Source organism: Thermoplasma acidophilum DSM 1728 (assembly GCF_000195915.1).
In the GTDB taxonomy this organism is placed as follows: Archaea; Thermoplasmatota; Thermoplasmata; order Thermoplasmatales; family Thermoplasmataceae; genus Thermoplasma; species Thermoplasma acidophilum.
Genome location: NC_002578.1, coordinates 1,256,322 through 1,273,636, shown reverse-complemented (window position 1 = coordinate 1,273,636; position 17,315 = coordinate 1,256,322). Strand labels below are relative to the sequence as shown.

General features: G+C 47.5%; 19 protein-coding genes and 1 tRNA gene. 15 read left to right on the top strand and 5 right to left on the bottom strand.

Features of this window, described 5'->3' with window-relative positions; genetic code table 11:
• The 10 genes from TA_RS06220 to TA_RS06180 all read left to right on the top strand — a co-directional run bounded on the left by TA_RS06220 (position 1) and on the right by TA_RS06180 (position 7,944).
• The gene (locus tag TA_RS06220; RefSeq protein ID WP_010901611.1) at positions 1 to 198 is read left to right on the top strand and encodes a 30S ribosomal protein S27e; all 198 of its coding nucleotides are present in this window, start codon (positions 1 to 3) and stop codon (positions 196 to 198) included.
• Complete coding sequence (locus TA_RS06215; RefSeq protein ID WP_010901610.1) at positions 195 to 959, top strand: translation initiation factor IF-2 subunit alpha; 765 nt, start codon at positions 195 to 197, stop codon at positions 957 to 959. Before TA_RS06220 ends, TA_RS06215 begins: the two co-directional genes overlap by 4 nt.
• Positions 956 to 1,144 (top strand): RNA-protein complex protein Nop10, encoded by a 189-nt coding sequence (locus tag TA_RS08025; RefSeq protein WP_010901609.1) that lies wholly within the window; start codon positions 956 to 958, stop codon positions 1,142 to 1,144. The genes TA_RS06215 and TA_RS08025 overlap by 4 nt, the downstream gene beginning before the upstream one ends.
• A complete protein-coding gene (locus TA_RS06210) occupies positions 1,116 to 1,871 on the top strand; it encodes a proteasome assembly chaperone family protein (RefSeq protein ID WP_010901608.1) in 756 nt (251 codons plus the stop codon). The genes TA_RS08025 and TA_RS06210 overlap by 29 nt, the downstream gene beginning before the upstream one ends.
• Positions 1,868 to 3,199 (top strand): cobyrinate a,c-diamide synthase, encoded by a 1,332-nt coding sequence (locus TA_RS06205; protein ID WP_010901607.1) that lies wholly within the window; start codon positions 1,868 to 1,870, stop codon positions 3,197 to 3,199. The genes TA_RS06210 and TA_RS06205 overlap by 4 nt, the downstream gene beginning before the upstream one ends.
• A 76-nt stretch (positions 3,200 to 3,275) precedes the next feature.
• Complete coding sequence (locus tag TA_RS06200; protein WP_048162005.1) at positions 3,276 to 4,721, top strand: menaquinone biosynthesis decarboxylase; 1,446 nt, start codon at positions 3,276 to 3,278, stop codon at positions 4,719 to 4,721.
• A gap of 36 nt (positions 4,722 to 4,757) precedes the next feature.
• Positions 4,758 to 5,618, top strand: coding sequence for a UbiA-like polyprenyltransferase (locus TA_RS06195; RefSeq protein ID WP_010901605.1), 861 nt, complete (start codon positions 4,758 to 4,760; stop codon positions 5,616 to 5,618).
• Between the two features lie 75 nt (positions 5,619 to 5,693).
• Entirely contained in the window at positions 5,694 to 6,452 is a 759-nt protein-coding gene (locus tag TA_RS06190) for a DUF7839 domain-containing protein (RefSeq protein WP_010901604.1), read from the top strand.
• 186 nt (positions 6,453 to 6,638) lie between these two features.
• Positions 6,639 to 7,034: an adenosylmethionine decarboxylase gene (speD, locus tag TA_RS06185; protein ID WP_010901603.1), complete on the top strand. Its 396-nt coding sequence runs from the start codon at positions 6,639 to 6,641 to the stop codon at positions 7,032 to 7,034.
• Entirely contained in the window at positions 7,012 to 7,944 is a 933-nt protein-coding gene (locus TA_RS06180) for a sodium:calcium antiporter (RefSeq protein WP_048162003.1), read from the top strand. The genes speD and TA_RS06180 overlap by 23 nt, the downstream gene beginning before the upstream one ends.
• A gap of 35 nt (positions 7,945 to 7,979) precedes the next feature.
• On the opposite strand, the gene TA_RS06175 is transcribed toward TA_RS06180, so the two are convergent.
• A complete protein-coding gene (locus TA_RS06175) occupies positions 7,980 to 8,966 on the bottom strand; it encodes a bifunctional pantetheine-phosphate adenylyltransferase/NTP phosphatase (RefSeq protein ID WP_010901601.1) in 987 nt (328 codons plus the stop codon).
• A gap of 66 nt (positions 8,967 to 9,032) precedes the next feature.
• Positions 9,033 to 10,241, bottom strand: a complete 1,209-nt coding sequence (locus TA_RS06170) for an aminotransferase-like domain-containing protein (RefSeq protein ID WP_010901600.1) — start codon at positions 10,239 to 10,241, stop codon at positions 9,033 to 9,035.
• Between the two features lie 168 nt (positions 10,242 to 10,409).
• Here TA_RS06170 and TA_RS06165 point away from each other — a divergent pair, with 168 nt between their 5' ends.
• Together TA_RS06165 and endA are read left to right on the top strand one after the other, a co-directional pair.
• Positions 10,410 to 10,916, top strand: coding sequence for a GTPase domain-containing protein (locus TA_RS06165; protein ID WP_010901599.1), 507 nt, complete (start codon positions 10,410 to 10,412; stop codon positions 10,914 to 10,916).
• Positions 10,917 to 11,786, top strand: a complete 870-nt coding sequence (endA, locus tag TA_RS06160) for a tRNA-intron lyase (RefSeq protein ID WP_010901598.1) — start codon at positions 10,917 to 10,919, stop codon at positions 11,784 to 11,786.
• On the opposite strand, the gene rpsB is transcribed toward endA, so the two are convergent.
• A complete protein-coding gene (gene rpsB, locus TA_RS06155; protein WP_010901597.1) occupies positions 11,783 to 12,382 on the bottom strand; it encodes a 30S ribosomal protein S2 in 600 nt (199 codons plus the stop codon). The two genes, endA and rpsB, sit on opposite strands and share 4 nt — an antisense overlap.
• 222 nt (positions 12,383 to 12,604) lie before the next feature.
• Here rpsB and TA_RS06150 point away from each other — a divergent pair, with 222 nt between their 5' ends.
• From TA_RS06150 to TA_RS06140, 3 genes are all read left to right on the top strand, one after another.
• Positions 12,605 to 13,786: a glycine C-acetyltransferase gene (locus TA_RS06150; protein WP_010901596.1), complete on the top strand. Its 1,182-nt coding sequence runs from the start codon at positions 12,605 to 12,607 to the stop codon at positions 13,784 to 13,786.
• A 165-nt stretch (positions 13,787 to 13,951) separates the two neighbouring features.
• A tRNA-Arg gene (locus TA_RS06145) sits at positions 13,952 to 14,025 on the top strand.
• A 28-nt stretch (positions 14,026 to 14,053) separates the two neighbouring features.
• Positions 14,054 to 15,235 carry an MFS transporter gene (locus TA_RS06140; RefSeq protein ID WP_048162000.1) on the top strand — a complete coding sequence of 394 codons (1,182 nt, stop codon included), beginning with the start codon at positions 14,054 to 14,056 and terminating at the stop codon, positions 15,233 to 15,235.
• 20 nt (positions 15,236 to 15,255) lie between these two features.
• Here the strand turns inward: TA_RS06140 and TA_RS06135 are convergent, their stop codons facing one another.
• Entirely contained in the window at positions 15,256 to 16,476 is a 1,221-nt protein-coding gene (locus tag TA_RS06135) for an MFS transporter (RefSeq protein ID WP_048161998.1), read from the bottom strand.
• Between the two features lie 117 nt (positions 16,477 to 16,593).
• Positions 16,594 to 17,244, bottom strand: coding sequence for a helix-turn-helix transcriptional regulator (locus TA_RS06130; RefSeq protein ID WP_010901593.1), 651 nt, complete (start codon positions 17,242 to 17,244; stop codon positions 16,594 to 16,596).
• Between the last annotated feature and the right edge of the window lie 71 nt (positions 17,245 to 17,315).

The following is a 17,315-nucleotide window of genomic DNA, read 5'->3' as shown; positions in this document are numbered from 1 at the left end:
ATGGCGGATGTTAAATTCGTAAAGCCCAAGAATATAAACGGCCATTTTGTTAAGATAAAATGCAGAGACTGCGGAAACGTGCAGGTGGTCTTCGCGAGGCCATCTTCCACCGTGACCTGCAACATCTGCGGTGCTACGATCGCAAAACCAACAGGGGGAATACTTGCAACCTCGGGTGAGGTAGTAGAGGTACTATGAATATTAAACCCCTACCGGATAATGGAGATCTTGTTGTCGTCAAGATAACAGAAGTTAAAAACTTCGGAGCAAACGGTGTTCTGGAGGAATACCCTGGCGTGGAAGGTTACATACACATCTCAGAGGTCGCCACTGGCTGGGTCAAGCATATAAGGAGTTATCTCCGTGAGGGGCAGCGTGTCGTATGCAAGGTTATAGGCGTCAATCCCGAGCGGAAGGTTGTCGATCTTTCGCTGAAGAGGGTAAACCAGCACCAGAGCAGGGAGAAGATAGCTGAGTGGAAGAACGAACAGAAGGCAGATAAGTTGTTCGAGATAGTGTGCAGCAGGCTTAATAGAAATCCTGAAGAATGCAAGGAGCAGTTCGGTAGGAGGCTTGTTGAGCTGTTTGGAACGCTTTTCGCTGCCTTTGAAAGTGCAGCGCAGTCAAATGGAGAATGGCTTCCAGAGATGAATGGCGACTGGAAGAATGTGTTTGTGGAGATCGCCAAGGAGAACATAACGATCCCAGAGGTTTCCGTCTCCGGATACTTTGAGGTCTATTCTTTAGCTTCAGATGGTGTTGAGAGGATAAAGGAAGTTCTCACAATACCTGAGGATACGGGAAAGGTTGAACTTGAGTATGTTGGCGCTCCGAGGTACAGAATAGTGGTGAAGGACAAGGACTACAAAAAGGCCGAAGAAATTCTTAAAAAGGTTGTGCAGATAGTTAACGAGAAGGCCAAGAAGCTACAGGTGGAAGTGGAGTTCAACAAGCAATGAAGTCCCTCATCAGAAAATGTCCCAGGTGCCATGCCTACACAATGGAAGAGAAATGCCCAAAATGCGGTTCAGACACTTATATAGCTGTACCGCCACGTTATTCCCCTGTGGACAGGTTCAGAAAATACAGGATTGAAGAGTTGAGAGGTGAAATTGATGGAGAAAATAGTGGTGATCAAATATAAGGATATCAAACTGAAATCCCCGATACTAATAGGTGGGTTGCCAGGTATCGGGAACGTGGGGAAGATAGCGGCGGATTACATCGTAGAAAAGCTGAACATGACCAAAATGTACGATATATTCTCGCAGTATTTACCGCCCCAGGTTTTTATCAATGACGACAGCGTCGTACATCTTGTGAGGAATTCGATCTATTACAAGAAGATGCGTGGAAAGCATGATCTGGTTATTCTTGCCGGAGACTTCCAGGGTACAACCCAGGAAGCTCAGTATGAGCTTTCATATCAGGTGCTGCAGATAGCCAAGGAGATCGGAGTTTCCATGATATACACGCTTGGAGGCTACAGCATAGGAAAGATCGTCGATAAGCCAAGAGTTCTGGGTGCGGTGACGGACAAGAACCTCGTAGCGGATCTTGAAAAGAACGGCGTTGTTTTTCCAAAGGGCGAACCCGGCGGAGGCATCGTAGGATCTGCAGGTCTGATCCTTGGCCTTGGAATGGAGCTTTTCAATATGAATGGGGCATGCCTGATGGGAGAAACATCGGGATATTTTGCGGATCCCAAGAGTGCAATGGAAGTTCTAAACGTTCTTCAGAGGCAGCTTGGAATCAAGATAGACATGAGCGATATAGAGACACGCAGCAAGCAGATAGAACAGATAACTGGAAAGATGGCAGAGGAGTTCCAGAACAAGCAGAACAAAGAGGATCTGGGTTATTTTGGATGAAAGTCCCTAGGTTGATCGTGGCCGGCACTGAGAGCGGGGCCGGGAAGACAACCATTACAATTTCAATTATACTGAAGCTTTTAGCCAATCAGATGAAGGTCAAACCATACAAGATTGGCCCTGACTACATAGATCCACAGTTCCACAGGCTTGCCTCTGGTGTTCCAAGCGAGAATCTGGATCTGTGGATGATGAATGACGATCAGATAAGGTATCTTCTGATCGAGGGATCGCGGGAATTTGACATCTCGGTGATCGAAGGGGTCATGGGTCTGTTCGATGGTGCCGGTTCAGATTTCACAGGCAGTACCTATGACCTGGCACGGAGAACCGGGACCCCGATAGTGCTGGTCATCGACGGTTACGGAATATCGGCAACCGCTGCTGCCATAGTTTCTGGCATCAAGGCATACGCTGGAGAACTGCTGCGTGGTGTAATCGTCACAAGGGTTTCCGGTGAATCGCACTACCGCTTGATCAGGGATGCTGTTGAGGAAAAAACAGGCGTGCCGGTGCTGGGATACATGATAAGGAACGAGAAGGCTGTACTTGAAAGTAGGCATCTTGGGCTCGTACAGGCATACGAGATCGATGAGATAAGAGAGATATTTGGTGCAATCGATTCAAGCACAGTTATCGATATGCATCAGATCATAGATATAGCAAGATCGGCAGATAAGCTTGAAACTTTGTATTCTCCAGAGATAGAGCGCCTGGGCACATTCAAGGTGTCCGTTGCCATGGACAGCGCCTTCGATTTCTATTACGAGGAAAATCTGAGGATGCTGAAGAGGATGGGGGCATCGATCAGGTATTTCTCGCCCATGGGGAATGAGGTGCCGGATGCTGACAGCGATCTTATATACCTGGGTGGTGGCTATCCTGAGGTCTTTGCCGGGAAACTACAATCTGCGACCGATACCATTGAGGCAATAAGGCACGCTGCCAGCATCGGAACAGGAGTTTACGCTGAATGCGGCGGTTACATGTTTCTCTGCAGATCGCTCGAGAGCACGGACGGTCATATCTATGGTGGTGTTGGCATTATTCCGGCATCGGTTTATATGGATGCAAGCCTGGTCATAGGCTACAGAGAAATAAGCGCAAAGAGAGATACCAGCATCCTGAGGGCAGGTGAAACTGCGAGGGGTCACGAATTCCACAAGTCCAGAATAAGGTTCGATGGGCCCTACGATCACCCCTTCGTGCTGAAAAGCAGGTCATCATCGTTTGAAGACGGTTTTTCAAGTGGCAGTGTTACGGCAACATACGCCCACATACACTTTCTCTCCAACCCTCGCGTTGCTGAGAATCTTCTGATTGCATGAGTTCAGAACAATTTTTAAGGCATCTTTGCCTTTGAAGGATCGCTAAATTTCTTAATGTAAGTTGGCATAAGCTGTTATGTTGTTCGATGATCTGCATGAGTATCTCGATTTTCTCGCCAGGAAAAACGATCTCATAACGGTGAACGACCAGGTAGATCCCGATCTGGAACTCACATACATTCTCAGCGAGGAGGAGCGGATAGGCCGGGGACGCACGATTCAGTTCAACAGGGTTAAGGGAAGTGAGGTTCCGGCTGTAGGCAACCTGTTCTCTACATATGAGAAGATGAAGACGGTGCTAGGTGATGATCCATACCAGATAGGTCGCAGGATAGTTGAGATAGCGCAGCCGCCTGGAGACAGCGAGAGCTTCATAGGGAAGGGTATAGAGATGATGAGAGAACTCGGAGGGCTGAGACCGAAGATAGCAGGCAGCCTTCCATCCAACTACGATGAGCTTGACAGGGTCGATCTGTTCAGATACCCCATATGCAAGACCTGGCCCCAGGACGGTGGAAAATTCATAACGCTGCCCCTGGTTATAACGAAGGATCCGGAAACCGGAACAAGAAACATGGGCATGTACAGGATGCAGGTCTACGACAGCGAGACAACAGGTATGCACTGGCACATCCATAAGGGCGGATCAGAAAATTTCCAGAAGGAGGCGCAGAAGCATGAGGTCATGGACGTAGCTGTTGTCATAGGATCCGATCCTCTCACAATTTTTTCCGCTGTGGCACCGCTTCCAAACGGCATAGACGAATTCATGTTCCGTGGCCTCGTCTCCAAGAAGCGTTTCGATCTTGTGAAGGGAAAAACCGTGAATCTGGAATATCCGAGAAACTTTGAGATAGTGCTGGAAGGTTACATAGATCCGGCCGAGACAAGGATAGAAGGGCCGTTTGGAGATCATACCGGCTATTACTCACTTGAGGAGCAGTTTCCGGTCTTTCACATAAAGAAGATCATTGAACGCAGGGACAGAATATACCCGACGACAATAGTCGGGAAACTATGGCATGAAGACGTCATAATGGGAAAGACGATAGAGAGGATGTTCCTGCCGCTGATACAGATGGTCATGCCGGAGGTCGTTGACATAAACACAATGGAGGAGGCAGTTTTCCACAACATGGTCATCGTTTCCATCAAGAAGAGGTATCCTGGGCACGCAAAGAAGGTCATGTTCGGACTCTGGGGCATGGGGCAGATGATGTTCTCCAAGATCATAGTGGTTGTGGACGACGATATAAACGTGCACAACAGGAAGGAGGTCATATGGGCCATGACCACGAGGATAGATCCGGACAGGGACGTCATAATAATACCCGGAACTGTTACGGACAGCCTCGACCATGCATCGCCCATATTCAATTACGGATCGAAGATGGGCATAGACGCCACGAAGAAGAGACCGGATGAGGGATACCAGAGACGCTGGCCGGACGTCCTTGAAATGCCGGAGGATGTAACGAACCGTGTGAGAGATCTGATGAAGAAGAACGGAATGACTCAGTGAAGATATACCGAAATTTCGTGTAAGGTGTGCATATCTATGAACTTCAGGGACATCGTCGATTACATAAAGCTTGAACATACCGTATTTGATCTGCCCTTCATATTCACAGGGTATGTTCTTGCCGCTGGCCGGTACATCTATCCGATCAAGATACTGCTGATCCTCATAGCCGCCGTCTCCGCCAGGGCCTCGGCCATGTCCATAAACAGGATAGAGGGCCTGCGTTACGATGTCATAAATCCTAGAAAGAAGGATTGGGCACTTGTATCCGGCAGGATATCCAAGAGGGAGGCCATTGCCATGACCATTTTCTTCATTGCTCTGTTCGAGATGGCAACGTATTTCCTGAACCGCCTCGTGTTTATCCTCTCGCCCGTGGTCATATTCCTGTTCCTGACCGACCCGCTCCTTAAGAGGATAACTCCATGGCGGCACGTATACATGGGGTCAACGATAGGTGTTGGCGTATTGGCGGGCTATCTGGCGGTAATACCTGCGTTTCCAAGGGAACTGACGATCTATCTCATATTCATCGGGTCCTCGTTCTGGATAGCGGGGTTCGATGTCATATATGTCATACCGGACATAGAATATGACAGGATCAACGGCCTCAAAACGCTGATGGTCAGGTACGGGCTCAAACGCGGATTGCAGATATCGATCATCTTCCATGCTGTAACGCTCATATCATTCTGGGCCGTAATGTTATACGTCAGGACGTACTGGTACCTTGCCGCGATGATTGTCATAAGCTTCCTGGTGGTATACCAGCATGTGATACTGGACCCATCGAAGCCAGAAACGGTTAGAAGATCCTTCTTCAATGCAAATTCGTTTATCGGGTTCCTGTACCTCATTTCGCTGATACTGGGCATAGTTTTCCCTATCAGAATGTAGGGCGTCATCGTGATAGAAGGAGCGGTATCGTTGAAATAGCAAAAAATTATTAATTTCATTTATATATTAGACAATATGCTACCAAAACCCGATCAGATCAACCAGATAATCGTCCTGCTCAACATATACCACGGGAAGAAGAAGCCATCGGAGATAGCGAGGGAGATGGACATAACCCTTCAGGGCGTGATCTATCACATGAAGAACCTGCGCAGGGACGGACTCATAGATGAAGAGAACAGGATAACGAAGAAGGGTTTTGATTTCCTCTACAGGCAGCTATCAGATATGCGCGAGTTCATAACATCCAACATACTGGATCTGGATAGCCTTATGGTGTGGGAGGCCATAGCTGCGGAGGATATCACCGCAGGTTCAACAGTACACCTCAGGATGAAGGGCGGTTATCTTTATGCGTTCCTGTCTGGTGGAGGTGCAACAGGCAGGGCTGTGAATGACTCACAGGCCGGAGGCCTGGTCGGCATAACCAACCTATCCGGGCTTATCGATGTAAATTTCGGAAAGCTCTCTATAATCGTCATTCCTGATTCCATAGATGGCGGAATCAGTGAGAGACTGAAAAAGGCTGCAGCGGATCTGAGCCCCGCACTCTTCGCAGCCATGGGCGAGGCGGGCTACGTGGCCCTGAAAAACATAGGGATAGAACCAGATATAGAATACTCAGCTCTGCAGGCCGCATTTGAAGCCAGCGTTCGAGGGCAGAACGTGGTTCTTGTCACTTCAAGAAGGCGACTTCACTATTCCATGGCCGAGATACCACAGCTGGAAAACCGTTATAATCCAGTGAAAGCGAACATAACAGACCTTTCATGAATATTTTGAAGTCAGATATTATAATTTTAATATTATCTTAAATAAATTATGAATAACTGGCAATGGATTTGCTAAAATAATAACTATTCATAAATTTTATACATATGCTTAGGCTATGTAAAATATTTAAATACAACATATTAATTCTTTCTTTAACCTAAGGGGTGAAAACCTGTATGGAGGACGATGGAAGTGGGAGTAGGAATTCATATCATTGCAGATTTCTACGGGGTGGATTCAGAACTGATAGCTACTACAGAACGCATGTATCCTATCATAGAGGGCGCTGTAGAGTACGGCCGGTTAACTAAGATATCGTCTGACTATTACCAGTTCCGGCCAAAGGGTGCCAGTGGCATAGTGCTTCTTGCCGAATCGCACCTGTCGTTCCACACCTGGCCGGAGTACGGGCTCGTCACTCTGGATATTTATACATGCGGAGACCCGAAGACCGCCGACGATGCCTTCGCATACCTTGTTGACAAGCTTCGGCCCACGTCAATATCCACCAGAAAAATCGTACGCGGGGACATGATAGAGGAGGCGGGAGAGAACCAGATTGAGGAAGCCGCACTCCATTGAAATACTATCAGTTCTGGCGGTATTATCGGTGCTGATGTTTTTATCAGCCGCCAGTTCCATAATATATCTTCTGTTATTTTTTATCGCATCGCTGATCATCCTTGTTTTCTCCAGCGACGCGTTCTTTGACAATGCGGTGCCCATGTTCCGTTCCAGGGGCATCGGGGATATGTATGCCGGAACCATATTCGTTGGATTTGCCTCCGTTCTGGATGAGATAGCGCTTTCCGCATCTTCGCTCATATTCCGTCACCCGGAAATAGGCATAGGCGCTGTGGAGGGTTCGAATCTCATAACGATGGCATTCTTCACGGTTATCGTCGCGGTAAGCTATCTGGAAGTTGCCGGAGAATTCACCCTGGACATGATAGTAATCCTGGTGCTCACCATCCTCTCGATGGTATTTGCCGAGATCTTCGTGCACATACCCTGGTTTTACAGCATCGCGTTATTCGTGCCATTCGTTGTATACCTGGTGATCAAGGCCGGAGGGAGTAAGGAAGCAGGATACGGGCCGCAGGAATATTCTAATATCGTATTGATCGTAAGCTTCTTTCTCATATTCCTGTCATCCGATACCCTTGTCAGGAGCACCATAGGCATCGCTTCCTACACCGGAATAAACCTGGTCGATCTCAGTGCGTACGGTATTGGCATGGTGTCATCATTTCCGGAGATAATAATGATACTCGTTTCGCTCAGGGGTGGGAGGAAGGTGGTCAGCATGGGCATCTTCACCGGGAGCACTGTTTACAAGATGAGCCTAATACCGGGCATTATAATCGTGTCTGAGCCAACTGGCTTCAGCGATATCTTCTACATGCTCCTTGCAATACTGGTCATGTCGCTCCTTGTACTGTTTCTCGGAATCATGTCCAGAAAATCGCAGGGGAGAAGCAATATCCACTGACCTGAACGTATGCATGCAGGTATTGCGATCAGGTGCTAAGGTGGTGTGTACGTGGAATCGTAAAAGTCAGGATCCAGCCTGAGGATGAACGCATTCCGGATAGATTCCTCTATGAGGTCGATCCTCCTCAACTTTCCCTCAGATATCTTCCCGATTATGCCCTCGGACTGATCTATCTCCTGAACGTTGAGATATCCAGAGTATGCTTCGGAGAAAGTGCGATCGCGCTTCATGCGATCCACTATGTGATCCGGTATCTCAAAGCCGCTGCTCATCCCTCTGGTCACATTGCCGAATCTATCTATGACGACGCAGTAGTGCACGTCGTAATACTTTTTGGAAAAGCTTTCGTATATTATTCCGGATTCGATACCAACGGAGTAGTCATTGTCCTTAAGGGCTTCCATGGCACGCTGGGTTGCCAGCTCCATTGTCTCCTCCCCAAATGGCTGCTGTGTCTTCAGATTGTAGTTCTCGTTTTTCACAATCTGGTAATTCTTCACAAGCCTCCTTACAAATTTCTCGACAGCCTGTATCTTTGCCTCATTTCTGGTGGATATGCCGACCTTGAGTGGGGTGATTCTCTTGCCATTAGTGTCTATCTCTCCATTTATTATCCGCGTTGAACTTATTGGAAATAGATCCTGTGCGAGGACGTAAGGAACCCTGATGATCTTCAGTGGCGGTAGGCCATTGCTGATCCTGATCTCATTGATCTTCAACGACCTGGGATACGTTTCAGGGGATACCACTATCACCTCGTAGTCCTTCTCATAGGGGGCATTTCCATTCCTGTCATCTATCTGCCTTATCCGGAACTTGTTCGTGCGCTTTATCATGTAGTTGTACAGAGTTCTGTACCGCACACTGTAGGGTATGGCCGGATAAACCTTGTTCTTTTTTACGTATTCGTCGCTTGTAAGGCCGATAACAACCTCATTTCCTGTATCAATGGCCGTGTTGAGCAGCGCCTTATGCCCCTTGTGAAGCTTTGAAAATGTCCCCCCTACAACGGTTATCATCCAGACGTTATGGCATGAAGAATAAAATATATTTGGCTTTAAGCGGCAAAATCAATAAAATGGAGGTTACTCGACGACCTCCATCTCCTCATTTATCACGTATGCTAGGCGTTTTATTCCCTCGACGATCTTGTCATCGTCAGAATACGTGAAGTTCAGTCTCATGCTGTTGTGCTTTTCGCCATGCGGATAGAAGGCAGCTCCGCTAACGTACGCGACCTTTGCCTTCAAAGCCCTCTCCAGCATCCTGGTTGTGTCGATCTTCTCATCGAGAGAGACCCAGAGGAACATGCCGCCGTTTGGCTTTGTGTATTTAACCCCTTCAGGGAAATACTCAGCTATCGATTTCAGCATCAGGTCGCGCTTCTTCCTGTACAGGCTGACCGTCTTGGGTATCTGCCTGTATATGTCTCCGCGCTTCAGGTATTCATATGCGATGTACTCAGACAGGGAGTCCGATGCAAGATCCAGGCCCTGCTTCACCAGATTTATCTTCTCCACTATCTGCCTGTCCGCTATGACGTATCCAAGCCTCAGGCCCGGAGCCATGACCTTTGAGAATGTCCCCAGGTAGATCACATTTCCGTCATCGTCCATGCTCTTGATGGATGGAACAGGATCCCCATCGTATCTCAACTGTCCGTACGGATTATCTTCCACAATTGGTATCTCATACCTTTTTGAAATTTCGAGCAGCTGCTTTCTCCTGTCAAGCACCATCGTGGTGCCAGCAGGGTTCTGGAATGTCGGTATGACGTAGATGAACTTTGGTTTCGTTCCGTTGGCCATAAAATTCCTTATCCTTTCCTCCAGAGCATCCACGTCCATTCCCTTGTCATCGAGATCTATCGCGATCATCTCAGCCTTGTTGGAATTGAAGGCCGATATGGCGCCGACATAGGTTGGCCCCTCCGTTATGACTGTTTCTCCTGGATTCGTGAATATCTTTCCAATCGCGTAAAGGGCCTGCTGCGATCCGGTGGTGAGTATGATCTCCTCCCTCTTTGCCCTGATTCCCTCGGTCTTCTCCACGTATTTGGCCAGTTCGTCCCTGAGCGGATCTAGGCCCTCGGTCGTCCCGTACTGGAGGGCCTTTTTACCGTAATTATCTATCACATCGTTCAGTATCTCCTTCATTTCTTTGATCGGAAATGATTCCGGATTTGGCATTCCGCCGCCGAAAGAAATGAGTTCCGGATCGGAGGTGTATTTCAATAACGATCTAATCTCGGAGGGCTTTATGTACCGAAATATGTCAGAAAATCTGTATTCCATGACTATTAAATATCATGTAAATATATAAAATTATAGTGCCATTATTTAGCAGATTGGATTTTTCCAATCTCTACATGCGCTCTGCTGTCAGCGATCATGGATCCCGCATCACCGCCCGAATTGGCTTCATAGGAAAAAGTATAACTAAAAGGTACCTATTGATGCCCAATGCCCATTCAGAAACTAGCTTGGAAGTTCCTAGTGATAGGTTCAAAGGGATCAGGAAAGTCATCCTTCATATCATACATGGTCTATGGAGAGATGTCCCCGGGAATTCCGAGGGCCATGATCAAGAAGACCGTCACCCGTGAAATAGATGGAATCAGGTACAGCGTTGACATCCTATTTCAGGAGGCGGATGATGACGCAGAGAGGGTTATAGGGACAGCAACAGGCATGATCGTCGTGATAGACCTCACGGACTACAGAAGCCTCGAATTTGCAGAAAGGGTAATTGCAAGGGCATATGGAATGAACAAGATCAACGTGTACATAATAGGGAACAAGACAGATCTGAAATACGAAGCCCAGATATGGAAGGAGGATCTCGAAAAGCTCAGCAGCAAATTCGGTTCGACCTACTACATGGTTTCCTGCAAGGATGGGACAGGTTTCGAAGGGATACTGGACAGCATTGTTGATAGGATAATAAGCAGGAATGTGTTGAGGAAGTAGATGGAACAGGGTATCTGTGGATCTCATGTCTTTTTTATAGAGGACGGGAAGAGCAAGAACTACATAATCGGAAAATACAAGATCGGCTATCTCAGCGGCGATAACCTGATCCTGGATCCATATGAATGCCTTTACCTGTATTTCAAGGGCAGGATAAGTTTTCAGAACAGCGATTCCTTCAGGGATCTCTTCGACACAGTCACTTTTGACAGGTATGTTGCCTATGAGATCCTGAAAAATAAGGGATACCGTGTGAAGGAGGATTCTGGGCTGATCTACTTCAGAAAGGGTACGGAGAAGCCACTCAGCCTCAGGGTCATGCGGGAATACGATCGGATACAATTTTCCGATCTGGTGGAGAATCCTGTGGATTATTACTTCACCGTCGATGAGGAGGGCGATCCCACAGTGTACTCATCCCAGGAGATATTTCCTGCCGGTAGGAATCTGGTATCGCCTGTATCCGCGCCCGTGGTGAGAATGGGTGGAAGAAGCTTTGGAGCGGGGGATCTGGAGTGGTGGATCGGAACAGCATTCCATGGTTTCAGACTCCTGACGGAAAATGAGGCCAACTACATATCCGGAAACCACAGCGCTTCGCAGGTCGATATGGTATATTCGGATCTAGTCGGCAGGGGATGCATCGTCAAGACAGGTTTCAAGTACGGCGCAAATTTCAGAGTCTACCTTGGCAGGGACAGTCAGCATGCTGAATATCTTGTAAGCGTAATGCCGGAAGAGGAGAGATGGTACTCCATAAGCAGGGGAGTAAGGGTTGCATCGAGCGTCAGAAAGACCATGATCTACGCAAGCATATATAAAAATGAAGTTAGATATGTGGCCCTGAAAAGGGTGAAAGATATTATTTAAATCTGGGCCTCGAAATCATCTATTGTGTACTTGAACTGATCGTAGCTGGTTATCGTCCCCCTGTTCTTCAGAATCTCTCTGGCGAGCAACCAGTAGATAACGGCCAGCGATCTCCTTCCCTTGTTGTTGGTGGGTATTATCAGATCCACGAAATCGGTCTTGTTGTTTGCATCACAGAGGGCTATTATTGGAATGCCTATCTTCACGGCCTCCTTCATGGCCTGGACATCTGCAAGCGGATCTGTAACGATTATTACCTTTACCTCCTTGTAGAATTTCAGGCTTGGGTTTGTAAGCGTACCGGGATTGAACCTACCCGTGATCGCTGTGGCACCTGTGACCTCCGCGAATTTTGCGACGGGTCTGAAGGCATACTGCCTCTGAGCCACAACAAGTATGTCCTGCGGCTCGAAGCGTGCCAGCATCTTGCCGGCCACTATAAGCTTGCTGTTTGTTTTCTTGACGTCGAGAATGTAAAGCCCGTCATTCCTTATCTTGAATATGTATGGCTTCATATCGCTGGACTTTACCTGGGTACCTATATGCACTCCTGATTTCTGGTACTCTTCCTCTGGAATTAGCATCTCTTCATCCATCTGATCACCTATTCAATATGACTTTACCTTTAAGTACGCGAGGGTTTTCACTACCTGCTCTATGAGTTGATAGCTTTCAGGTATATAGCAATTTGTGAAGGTCAGATCGGTGATCTACGGCATTACGGTTAATGATGATCAATCCAGCGATGGGCAAGCAAATATGTGGCAGGCTGCATTATACTGTGAAATAGTTATATAGGCTCTACCGATTAAATAAATATGCAAAGATTGAGCTGGGTGGAGGAAGAGCTCTCAGCCCTGAAGGCTGAGGGAAGATACGTCCCGATAAGAACGATAGAGAGTGCTCAGGGTTCATGGGTAACAATAGGGGGCAAGAAAGTACTGAACATGTGTTCAAACAACTACCTCGGTTTTGCAAATCATCCGGAGACGAAGAAGGCAGCAATTGAGGCCATTGAGCAGTACGGTGTTGGGGCCGGTGCGGTTAGATCCATAGCCGGCACGGATGAGATACATGCTAGGCTGGAGGAGAAGATAGCCAAGTTCAAGCATATGGAATCGGCACTGGTGTATCAGGGCGGTCTTCTGGCCAATGTTGGAACCATACCGGCACTAGTCGGAAAGGATGACGTCATATTCTCAGAAGAGCTGAATCATGCGAGCATTATCGACGGCACAAGGCTGAGCTCTGCCAAGAGGATAGTGTACAAGCACCTTTCCGTAGAGGACCTGGAAAAGCAGATCAGGGAAAACCGTTCCGCCTTCAAGAAGGCACTGGTGATAACGGATGGTGTCTTCAGCATGGACGGAGACATTGCGCCATTGCCCGAGATCACGGAGGTCGCGGAGAAAAACGATGTTATGGTCTATGTGGACGATGCCCACGGAGAGGGTGTGCTTGGCGATCATGGCAGGGGAATTGTCAACTACTTCCATCTGGAGGATCGTGTTGATATTGAGATGGGTACATTCTCGAAGGCGCTGGGTTCAATGGGCGGTTTTGTTGCAGGTTCTGCAGATCTAATAGATCTTCTCAAGCAGAAGGCCAGGCCTTTCTTGTTCAGCAGTGCGCTTAATCCGGGCGATGCAGCCGCCGTTCTCAAGGCGATAGAGATACTGGAGAAGGACGATTCTCTGATAAAGAAACTGTGGCACAATTCGGATATATTGAAAAAATCGCTCTCTGATGTTGGCTATAATACCGGACACAGCAAGACCCCAATAACGCCGGTCATAATAGGCGATGAAAAGAAGACTGTGGAGCTGAGCAAGATGCTGTACGATGAGAAGGATGTCTTTGCTTCCCCCATAGTGTATCCTACCGTGCCAAAGGGTACTGCCAGGATAAGGCTCATGCCGTCCGCTGTACACACGGACGCTGACATAAAGGTAGCTGTTGACGCATTCACAGATCTCGGCAAAAAGTTGCATATAATATGAGAAATAGAAGCCAAATTTTCGATCTTTACCACAATTTTTCGTATCTTCAATTCCCTGACTGTAAACCGAATTTTTTAACCGTTATGTTAAAGCGTTTGAAACCTCCAATGGCGTCAGGGTTGGATCCTGACGTCACTATAAATATGTAAAATGAATACCGAGAATGCCCGAGTGGGGTAATTTGGATATCCTGGAGGCCTGCGGAGCCTCAGATCCGGGTTCAAATCCCGGCCCGGGCATTATGGCAGAAACAGAACTGCCTGAGGCATGGAATTGACTTCTGATTCTACTTTCAACCTTGCTAACATCATATCCGCCAGGGCGTTCCTGAGTTTTAGCTATGGTTTCTTGAATGTACTCGTGAGTCTCTACCTTCACCATATCGGATATTCGCTGTTCACTGTTGGTGTAATCCTGGGTTCTGCCATTGTGATCAGTTCCATCCTGACCTTTTTCATGGCCATGCTTGCCGACCACTATGGCCGAAAGTCATTGCTGATAGTTCTCTATCTTATATTTGCGGTTTCTGCTTTCGGTTTTCTCGTCTCAAAGGAGATGTTCATCCTCATTCTGCTCAGCGGTCTTGGAAGCTTCACTGGATCCGGCGGCGGGCCAATAGGATCCGGAGGCGCATTTGGAGCGGTACAGACTGCACTGATAACGGAATTCACAGAGAAGAACAGATTTTCAAGGGTACTTTCTACCGCATCGGCTGTTGGGCTTTTGGCCTCGAGCGCTGGATCCTTTCTGATCGATGTTGTTGAGAGGATAGGCGGTGATGTCTACAGGCTCTTCTATCTGGCGGGCATCATGGGCATTGTCGGTATGCTTATCACGGTTTTTCTCAATGATAACGGCATCAGAAGCAGAAAGCTGCTTCCGTCGATATCCTGGAAAAAGATGATACGACTCTCGATTCCGACCATACCAAATGGAATAGGGGCTGGATTCGTATCCCCAATCTTTTCACTGTGGTTTCATCTGAGATTTGGAATATCGTCGGGCGAAATAGGCGTGATATTCGGTATATCAAATATATTTGTATTGATTTTTATGATAGTCATACCTAGGATCATCAGGTCGGAATCAGAGCTGAACGCCATCGTGTGGACAAGAGCGGCATCATCCATGCTCCTCGTTGCACTGGCTTTTATACCATTTCTTCAGATTGCCGCGCTGGTTTATATATTGAGGCAGGGATTGCAGATGGGCGCTGTTCCGGTTCGCCAGTCATTCTCGATGGGCATCGTTGACAGCACTGAGAGAGCCACAGCTTCAGGAGTTACATCTATGACCCGAACCGGTTTCTCTGCGGTTTCTCCGCCCTTGGCCGGTGACCTGCTTTCCATAAGCAGTATCTATCCGCCACTGATCGGTGGGATAATAACCGCAGCCGATCCGCTTCTCTACTACATGCTCTTCAGAGACTCCTTCAGGAGGAAATCCTGATCACCTTCCACACTGGTTTTTCACTTTACCGGCAGTGGAATGCCCGAAGAGAGCGGCCTCATGTCCACGGATCTTTTAAGAACGGCGGCCATGAGAAGCGCCGCAGCCGTTATGATTCCCATTGTCAGCAGAAGATCAACTGGACTTACCAGATTTATCTCAGCTGTGAACACTGCAAGGATGCTTATTCTAGTTATGTTGGAAAACATTGATACACTGGAAGAGAACCTGCCATGGAGCTCCCTGGGCACATGCCTCATCACAAACGAGTTTCTGCTTATCCTTGTCCCTGGATTTCCAATTCCATGCAGGCTCTGTAGTATCATATAGATCGCAAATTCAGAGGCAAAGGGCATCAGAATGATCCCAGCCAGATATATGGAGAAGAATAGGAAAGCACTGGCCATCTCATTCTTGACCGGAAAAATTGACATGAAGAGACCGGTCATGGCCGCAAATGCAGCATATCCCATTTCAGATAGGGAAAGGTCAGCAACCCCGCCATGCAGGACACTCACTATGAACACGGGTTTCACCAGATTGCCGACCATGACCATTATGAAAGGGAAATTCAGGAGGTAGATCAGGACAACCTGCTTTGGAAACGCCATGATAACGGATATTGTCCCGGCCATCTTATCATTGCGTCCTCTGACACGCCTCGGTGGTATGTAATCCTCATTTAAGAACGATATCAGCAACAGGGAAACAGATGCCAGCGACGCTGAAAGTAGAAGCGAGATTCTGGGGCCCAGAAAGTGCAAAACAGGAATGGCCATTGCAGGTCCGATCATGGATGGAAGCTGACCGGATATTTCGGATAACCCGTTGGATCTGACATACGATCCTGTTCCAGAAATGGTCTGGAGAAGTGCGCTCATTGCATTGAAGTAGAAGGCTTCGCTCACGTCCACGTACATCAGGAATCCGGAAAGAAGTATGATCGATGGTACTGCATTTAGATACCAGGCTATGAAAATGAAAACCTCTATGACAAGTGATGATAGCTGCAACCAGCGTATCAGTGTTCTTCTCTTTACTGCATCTATCATACGGCCAATTGCCGGCTGAAGGCCTATCAGTATGGCGAGAGAACCCATCATCAGCAGGCCAAAGATGATCTTGCCCCCGTCGCTGGAGCTCAGAAGGAATATCGTATATATTTCAACTGGGATGCTTGATGAAATAAACACGACCTTGGATGCATTGAAGAGAGTCTTGTTCCTCCTGTTCGAATTCATAGGACTAGATTTTCGCCAAATTGATAAACTAAATCATTTATAAATTTTATAAATACTGTTCTACGCATCTCGTTGGCCCGGAAAGGCCGAATATCTATTCGGAAACAAGAATCAGATTCAGGGCTCCTTTTTCTCTCGTTCTATGATGAATTTGCACGTGCCATGGCCATTGACCTGCGTGTGCGATGACACAACTTTCATACCGAGGACAGATTCGAATAGATGGCATTCCAAAGCACAAGCCTCCCCGAACTTTCTAGACACAGTGAAGATGGGGCAGTTGTACTCTAGCAGTTCGTACTTACCGTTTCCTACCTTCTTCAGTTCAGGAACATAATTCTCTTCATACCGCAGTTGTGTGAGCTTTTCCACTCTTTCATCGTCCCTAACCCCTCCGATTATTAGCCTGTAGGATTCTGCAACATCTTTGTACCGCTTCTCAAGGAATTTTACAACCAGGTCTCTGTTGCCCGTGCTGTCAAGAAAGTCGATGAGATCTGTGAGAACCTTATCACCAGAGGACCCAAAGGCCTCGGAGGAATCTCTGAGGAGGTAAAACCTGTAAAAGGGCCTTCCCATATCGCCCTTGGCTATTCTTCTTTCTACCAGGTGCCTGTTCTCAAGGACCTGCATGTGTTTCAGTATGGCCATCTTTGATAGGCCCATCTGCTGGGCAATCTCCTGAAGAGTCATTCCATCTGATTTCTTGAGTGCCATCAGTATCCTTGATTCCGTAGGATAGCTGTCCTGAATCCGTTCCTGATCCATAGTTCAGCAGCAGTTTAACTTAATTAACTTTTTCTATTACAAAGTATAGAAATGTCATCAGACTGATGGCC